The sequence below is a fragment of the Kitasatospora sp. NPDC057518 genome, assembly GCF_042802075.1.
Classification (GTDB): domain Bacteria; phylum Actinomycetota; class Actinomycetes; order Streptomycetales; family Streptomycetaceae; genus Kitasatospora.
On record NZ_JBHVEU010000502.1, the window covers coordinates 1 to 6,186 of the forward strand.

A 6,186-nucleotide genomic window follows, 5' to 3' on the forward strand; every position below is an offset into this window, starting at 1 on the left:
GTAATGGGGCGCGTTGCCGCCCGCTCCGGGAAGGGACCCATGCACGAGATGTCGATCGCCGAAGCCGTCGTCGAGCAGGTGGACACGGCCGCGCGCGAACACGGGGCCCCCGGGGTGGCACGGGTGCGGCTGCGGGTCGGCGAGCTGGCCGGCGTGGTGCCCGAGGCCCTCGACTTCTGCTTCGAACTCGCCTGCGCCGGAACGCTGGTGGCGGGCGCGGCGCTGGACACCGAGTCCGTCGCGGCCCGGGCCCGCTGCGCCCCCTGCGCGGTCGAGTGGGCGGTCGGCATGCCGCCGGACCTCGGCTGCCCGAGCTGCTCCGGCGGTGGCGGCGTGGAGCTGCTGTCCGGCCGCGAGCTGCAGATCCTCGACGTCGAGTGGGCCCGGGAACGCTGACATCCGGGCCGAACCAGAAAGGCTGATGCCGATGTGCCGCACGGTCGACCTCCGTCAGGCGGTCCTCGCCCGCAACGACGACAGCGCCCGCGGGCTGCGGGCGGCACTGGCCGCGCGGGGGACGGTCGCGGTGAACCTGCTCTCCAGCCCCGGCAGCGGCAAGACCGCGCTGCTGGAGGCCGAGTTGGGGCTCGCCCGGCGACGCGGGGTGCCCGTCGCCGCGCTGACCGCCGACCTCGCCACCGAGAACGACGCGCGCCGGCTGGCCCGCTCGGGCGCCCCGGTGAAGCAGGTGCTCACCGACGGGCTCTGCCACCTGGAGGCGCGGATGCTCGCCGGGCACCTGGACGGCTGGCTGCCGGACGACTGCCGGCTGCTGTTCGTGGAGAACGTCGGCAACCTGGTCTGCCCGGCCTCCTACGACCTCGGCGAGACGCTGCGGGTGGTGCTGGCCTCGGTGACCGAGGGCGAGGACAAGCCGCTCAAGTACCCGACGGCCTTCGGGCTGGCCAACCTGGTGCTGGTGACGAAGACGGACCTCGCGGCGGCGGCCGAGTTCGACGAGGCGGCGTTCCTGGCCAACGTCCAGCGGGTCAACCCCGGGGTGGAGGTGCTGAACACCTCGGCCCGGACGGGCGAGGGCGTCGGGGCGCTGCTGGACCGGGCGCTCGGCGTCCTGGCCGGGGCGCGGCCGCACCGGCCGGTGATGGCCGCGGCGGCGCCGCACGACCACGGGCACTCTCACGACCACGACCATGGGCACTCTCAGGATCACGACCACGGGCAAGACCACGGCCACGGCCACTCCGCCGTGGGGGAGCACGCGTGACGGCCGCCCACCCCGGGCTCGACCGCGAGCGGCGGCGGGTCGCCGTCCGCGGCCTGGTACAGGGGGTCGGCTTCCGGCCGTTCGTCCACACTCTGGCCGGTGAACTCGGACTGGCCGGCACCGTCACCAACACCGGCGAGGGCGTCCTGGTCGAGGTCGAGGGCAGCCCGGACGCGCTGGACGCCTTCTGCCGGCGGGTGGCCGGCGACGCGCCGCCGCTCGCCCAGGTGCACGCGGTGGAACACGCGCCGCTCGCCGCCACCGGCGCCACCGGCTTCCGCATCGTCCCCTCCCGCCCCGACGGCGCCCGCGCCACCCTGATCCCGCCCGACACCGCCGTCTGCGCCGACTGCCTGGCCGAACTCGCGGACCCGGCCGACCGCCGCCACCGGCACCCGTTCATCAGCTGCACCAACTGCGGCCCCCGGCACACCATCGTCACCGGCCTGCCGTACGACCGGGCCAACACCACCATGGCCGGCTTCCCGCTGTGCCCGGACTGCGCCCGCGAGTACGCGGACCCCGCCGACCGCCGGTTCCACGCCCAGCCCGTCGCCTGCCACGCCTGCGGGCCCCGGCTCACGCTGACCGTGCCCGGACGCCCCGACCTCGGCGGGGAGCCGGCCCTGGCGGAGGCCCGGCGGCTGCTGGCCGACGGCGCGGTCCTCGCCGTCAAGGGCATCGGCGGCTACCACCTCGCCTGCGACGCGCGCGACGCCGCGGCCGTCGCCCTGCTGCGCCGGCGCAAGCGGCGCGGCCGCAAGCCCTTCGCCGTGATGGCCCGCGACCTCGCCACCGTCGAGGGCCTGCTGCCCGTCGACCCGGTCGAGCGGGAACTGCTCACCGGGCCGGTCCGGCCGATCGTCCTGCTGCGCCGCACCGGCCTGCCGGTGCCCGAGGGCGTGGCCCCGGGCAGCCCCGACCTCGGGGTGATGCTCCCGTACACGCCGCTGCACCACCTGCTGCTCGCCGCCCCCGGGCCGGACCTGCTGGTGATGACCAGCGCCAACCTCTCCGGCGAGCCGATCGTCACCGAGGACCGGGAGGCGCTGGAGCGGCTCGCCCCGCTGGTCGACGGCTGGCTCGGCCACGACCGGCCGATCCACGTGCCCTGCGAGGACTCGGTGGTGCGGGTGGTGGACGGCGAGCAGCTGCCGCTGCGCCGCTCGCGCGGCTACGCGCCGCTGCCGATCCCGCTGCCGGTGCCCGTGCGCCCGGCGCTGGCGGTCGGCGGCGACCTGAAGAACACCTTCGCGCTGGCCCGGGACGGCTACGCCTGGCTGTCCGGCCACATCGGCGACATGGACGACCTGGCCACCCTGCGGGCCTTCGACCGGGCGGTCGAGCAGCTCGGCACGGTCAGCGGCGTACGGCCCGAACTGCTGGTCGCCGACCGGCACCCCGGCTACCGCTCGCTCCGGCACGCCGAGCGGACCGCCGCCGGTCGGCCGGTGCACCGGGTCCAGCACCACCACGCCCACATCGCCGCGGTGATGGCCGAGCACGGACTGGACGGCAGCCGCCCGGTGCTCGGGGTGGCCTTCGACGGCACCGGCTACGGCGCGGACGGCGCGGTCTGGGGCGGCGAGGTGCTGCTGGCCGACTACGACGGGTTCCGCCGCCTCGCCCACCTCGGGTACGTGCCGCTGCCGGGCGGGGACGCGGCCGTCGAGCGCCCGTACCGGACGGCGCTCGCCCACCTGCGCGCGGCCGGACTGCCCTGGCTGCCGGAGCTGCCGCCGGTCCGGGCTTGCGGAGCGGCGGAACGCGGGCTGCTGGAGCGGCAGTTGGAGCGGCGACTGAACTGCCTGCCGAGCTCCAGCATGGGGCGGCTGTTCGACGCGGTGTCCTCGCTCGCCGGGGTCTGCCACCGGGCCGGGTACGAGGCCCAGGCGGCGATCGAACTGGAGGCGGCGGCCTGCGGGTTCGGCCGCGCGGACGGTTCCGGGGCCGGGTCGGCGGCGCGGGCGGACGACGGCTACGCGTTCGGGTTGTCGGCGCGGGCCGGCGGCTGGACCGCCGACCCCGGGCCGGTGCTGGCCGCCGTGGTCGCCGACGTGACCGCGGGCGCCCCCGCGGGCCTGGTCGCCGCCCGCTTCCACCGCGCGGTGGCCGACCTGGTCCGGCGGAGCTGCGCGGCCGTCCGGGACCGGTACGGCACCACCACGGTGGCGCTCAGCGGCGGGGTCTTCGCCAACGCACTGCTCTCCTCGGCCTGCGCGAGCGGCCTCGGGGAGGACGGATTCACGGTACTGCGGCACCGCCGGGTGCCGCCCAACGACGGTGGTCTGGCGCTCGGCCAGCTGATGGTGGCCGCCCGGTCGACGGCCACCCGGGAGGAGTGAGAGCGGATGTGTCTGGCTGTGCCCGGCAGGGTGACGGAGATCGGGGAGCGGGACGGGGCGAGGATGGCGGTGATGGACTTCGGCGGCGTGGTCAAGGACGTGTGCCTGGAGTACCTGCCGGACCTCGCGGTGGGGGACTACGCGATCGTCCACGTGGGCTTCGCGCTGCAGCGCCTGGACGAGGAGTCGGCCCGGCGCACCCTCGCCCTCTTCGAGGAACTCGGGCTGTTGCAGGAGGAGTTCGGCGATCCCTGGGAGGCCGCCGGGGCGGCGGCGGGCTCTGGGACCGAGGCTGAGGAGGCCGGACGGTGAAGTACCTGGAGGAGTTCCGCAACCCCGAGCTGGCCGCCGGGCTGCTCGCCGACATCAGGGCGACGGTCACCCGGCCGTGGGCGCTGATGGAGGTCTGCGGCGGCCAGACGCACAGCATCATCCGGCACGCCATCGACCAACTCCTGCCCGAGGAGGTCGAGTTGATCCACGGGCCGGGCTGCCCGGTGTGCGTCACCCCGCTGGAGACGATCGACCGGGCCCTGGCGATCGCGGCCCGGCCGGGGGTGGTCTTCTGCTCCTTCGGCGACATGCTGCGGGTGCCCGGCACCGACCGGGACCTGTTCCGGGTCCGCGGCGAGGGCGGCGACGTCCGGGTGGTGTACTCGCCGCTGGACGCCCTGCGGATCGCCCGGGAGAACCCGGACCGGGAGGTGGTCTTCTTCGGCATCGGCTTCGAGACCACCGCCCCGCCGAACGCCATGGCCGTCCACCTGGCCAGGAAGCAGGGGCTGCGCAACTTCAGCATGCTGGTCTCGCACGTCCGGGTGCCGCCCGCGATCGAGGCGATCATGGACTCGCCGGACTGCCGGGTCCAGGGCTTCCTCGCCGCCGGGCACGTGTGCAGCGTGATGGGCACCGCCGAGTACCCGGCGCTGGCCGAACGCCACCGGGTGCCGATCGTCGTCACCGGCTTCGAGCCGCTGGACATCCTGGAGGGCATCCGGCGCACCGTACGGCAGTTGGAGCGCGGCGAGCACACCGTGGACAACGCCTACCCGCGGGCCGTCCGCCCCGAGGGCAACCCGGCGGCCCGCGCCATGCTGGAGGACGTCTTCGAGGTCGCCGACCGTCCCTGGCGGGGCATCGGCGTGATCCCGCGCAGCGGGTGGCGGCTCTCCCCGCGCTACCGCGACCACGACGCCGAGCACCGCTTCGACGTCGGCGGGATCACCACCCGCGAACCCGCCGCCTGCCGCAGCGGCGAGGTGCTGCAGGGGCTGCTGAAGCCCCACCAGTGCGAGGCCTTCGGCACCGTCTGCACACCGCGCACGCCGCTCGGCGCCACGATGGTGTCCAGCGAGGGGGCGTGCGCGGCGTACTACCTGTACCGGCGGCTGGGCGTACCGGGGACGTCCGTCCGGGCCCAGGAGCCGCAGGAACGTCGGGAGCTTCAGGCGCCTCAGGAGGCGGGTCGCGTTGGCTGACACCGAACTGCTCAGCGGGCCCGGCGCCGACCCGGGCACGGACCCGGGCGCCGAGCGGCCCGACTTCTCCGGCTGGAGCTGCCCGCTGCCGCTGCGCGACCACCCCCGGGTGGTGATGGGCCACGGCGGCGGCGGGGCGATGTCCGCCGAGCTGGTGGAGAACCTGTTCGCGCCGGCCTTCGGCGGCCCCGTGCTCGCCGGGCTCGGCGACTCCGCGGTGCTGGAGCTGGGCGGCGCCCGGCTCGCCTTCTCCACCGACTCCTACGTGGTGCGGCCGCTGTTCTTCCCCGGCGGCTGCATCGGCGACCTCGCCGTCAACGGCACGGTCAACGACCTCGCCATGAGCGGGGCCCGGGCGGCCTACCTGTCCTGCGGCTTCATCCTGGAGGAGGGGGTGGAGATGGCCGTGGTGGACCGGGTCGCCCGGGCGCTCGGCGCCGCCGCCCGTACCGCCGGGGTCGAGATCGCCACCGGGGACACCAAGGTGGTCGAGGCCGGGCACGGGGACGGCATCTACCTGAACACCGCCGGCATCGGGATCGTCCCGGCCGGGGTCGACATCCGGCCGCAGCGCGCCCGCCCCGGCGACGTGGTGATCGTCAGCGGGCCGATCGGGCTGCACGGGGTCGCGATCATGAGCGTCCGGGAGGGCCTGGAGTTCGGGGTCGAGGTGCGCAGCGACAGCGCGGCGCTCGGCGGCCTGGTCGAGGCGATGCTCGCGGCCACCGCCGACCTGCACGTGCTGCGCGACCCCACCCGGGGCGGCCTGGCCGCGGCGCTCAACGAGATCGCCGTCGCGGCCGGGGTGGGCGTGGTGCTCAGCGAACGGGCCGTCCCCGTCCCGGAGCCGGTGGCCAACGCCTGCGCCGTGCTGGGCCTGGACCCGATGTACATCGCCAACGAGGGCCGGCTGGTCGCCTTCGTCCCGCGTCTCTCGGCGGACGCGGTGCTCGCCGCCATGCGCGCCCACCCGCTCGGCGCGGAGGCGGTGGTGATCGGCGAGTGCGTCGAGGAGCACCCGGGGATGGTCGTCGCCCGGACCGGCTTCGGCGGCACCCGGGTGGTCGACCTGCCGATGGGCGAGCAGCTGCCGCGGATCTGCTGAGGGCCCGACCGGTTACGCCGCCGCCCCGGGAGG

General features: G+C 75.8%; 6 protein-coding genes. All 6 read left to right on the forward strand.

Annotated features, from left to right (window positions below; translation table 11 throughout):
* Positions 1-39: 39 nt before the first annotated feature.
* The 6 genes from hypA (at position 40) to hypE (ending at position 6,153) form a co-directional block, all read left to right on the forward strand.
* Entirely contained in the window at positions 40-396 is a 357-nt protein-coding gene (gene hypA / locus ACFU7Z_RS34390) for a hydrogenase maturation nickel metallochaperone HypA (RefSeq protein ID WP_049652583.1), read from the forward strand.
* Positions 397-427: 31 nt separating this feature from the next.
* Positions 428-1,225, forward strand: a complete 798-nt coding sequence (gene hypB, locus ACFU7Z_RS34395; protein WP_380781887.1) for a hydrogenase nickel incorporation protein HypB — start codon at positions 428-430, stop codon at positions 1,223-1,225.
* The gene (hypF, locus tag ACFU7Z_RS34400) at positions 1,222-3,570 is read left to right on the forward strand and encodes a carbamoyltransferase HypF (RefSeq protein WP_380781889.1); all 2,349 of its coding nucleotides are present in this window, start codon (positions 1,222-1,224) and stop codon (positions 3,568-3,570) included. Before hypB ends, hypF begins: the two co-directional genes overlap by 4 nt.
* Before the next feature lie 6 nt (positions 3,571-3,576).
* Positions 3,577-3,882 (forward strand): HypC/HybG/HupF family hydrogenase formation chaperone, encoded by a 306-nt coding sequence (locus ACFU7Z_RS34405; RefSeq protein ID WP_074002677.1) that lies wholly within the window; start codon positions 3,577-3,579, stop codon positions 3,880-3,882.
* Entirely contained in the window at positions 3,879-5,048 is a 1,170-nt protein-coding gene (gene hypD / locus ACFU7Z_RS34410; RefSeq protein ID WP_380781891.1) for a hydrogenase formation protein HypD, read from the forward strand. The genes ACFU7Z_RS34405 and hypD overlap by 4 nt, the downstream gene beginning before the upstream one ends.
* 85 nt (positions 5,049-5,133) lie before the next feature.
* Positions 5,134-6,153, forward strand: coding sequence for a hydrogenase expression/formation protein HypE (gene hypE, locus ACFU7Z_RS34415; protein WP_380781893.1), 1,020 nt, complete (start codon positions 5,134-5,136; stop codon positions 6,151-6,153).
* The last annotated feature ends 33 nt before the right edge of the window (positions 6,154-6,186 follow it).

Excerpts from the sequence above, each read along its gene's own strand:
- hypA (WP_049652583.1), top strand. The coding sequence starts at position 40 with ATGCACGAGATGTCGATCGCCGAAGCCGTCGTCGAGCAGGTGGACACG.
- hypB (WP_380781887.1), top strand. The coding sequence starts at position 428 with ATGTGCCGCACGGTCGACCTCCGTCAGGCGGTCCTCGCCCGCAACGAC.
- ACFU7Z_RS34405 (WP_074002677.1), top strand. The coding sequence starts at position 3,577 with ATGTGTCTGGCTGTGCCCGGCAGGGTGACGGAGATCGGGGAGCGGGAC.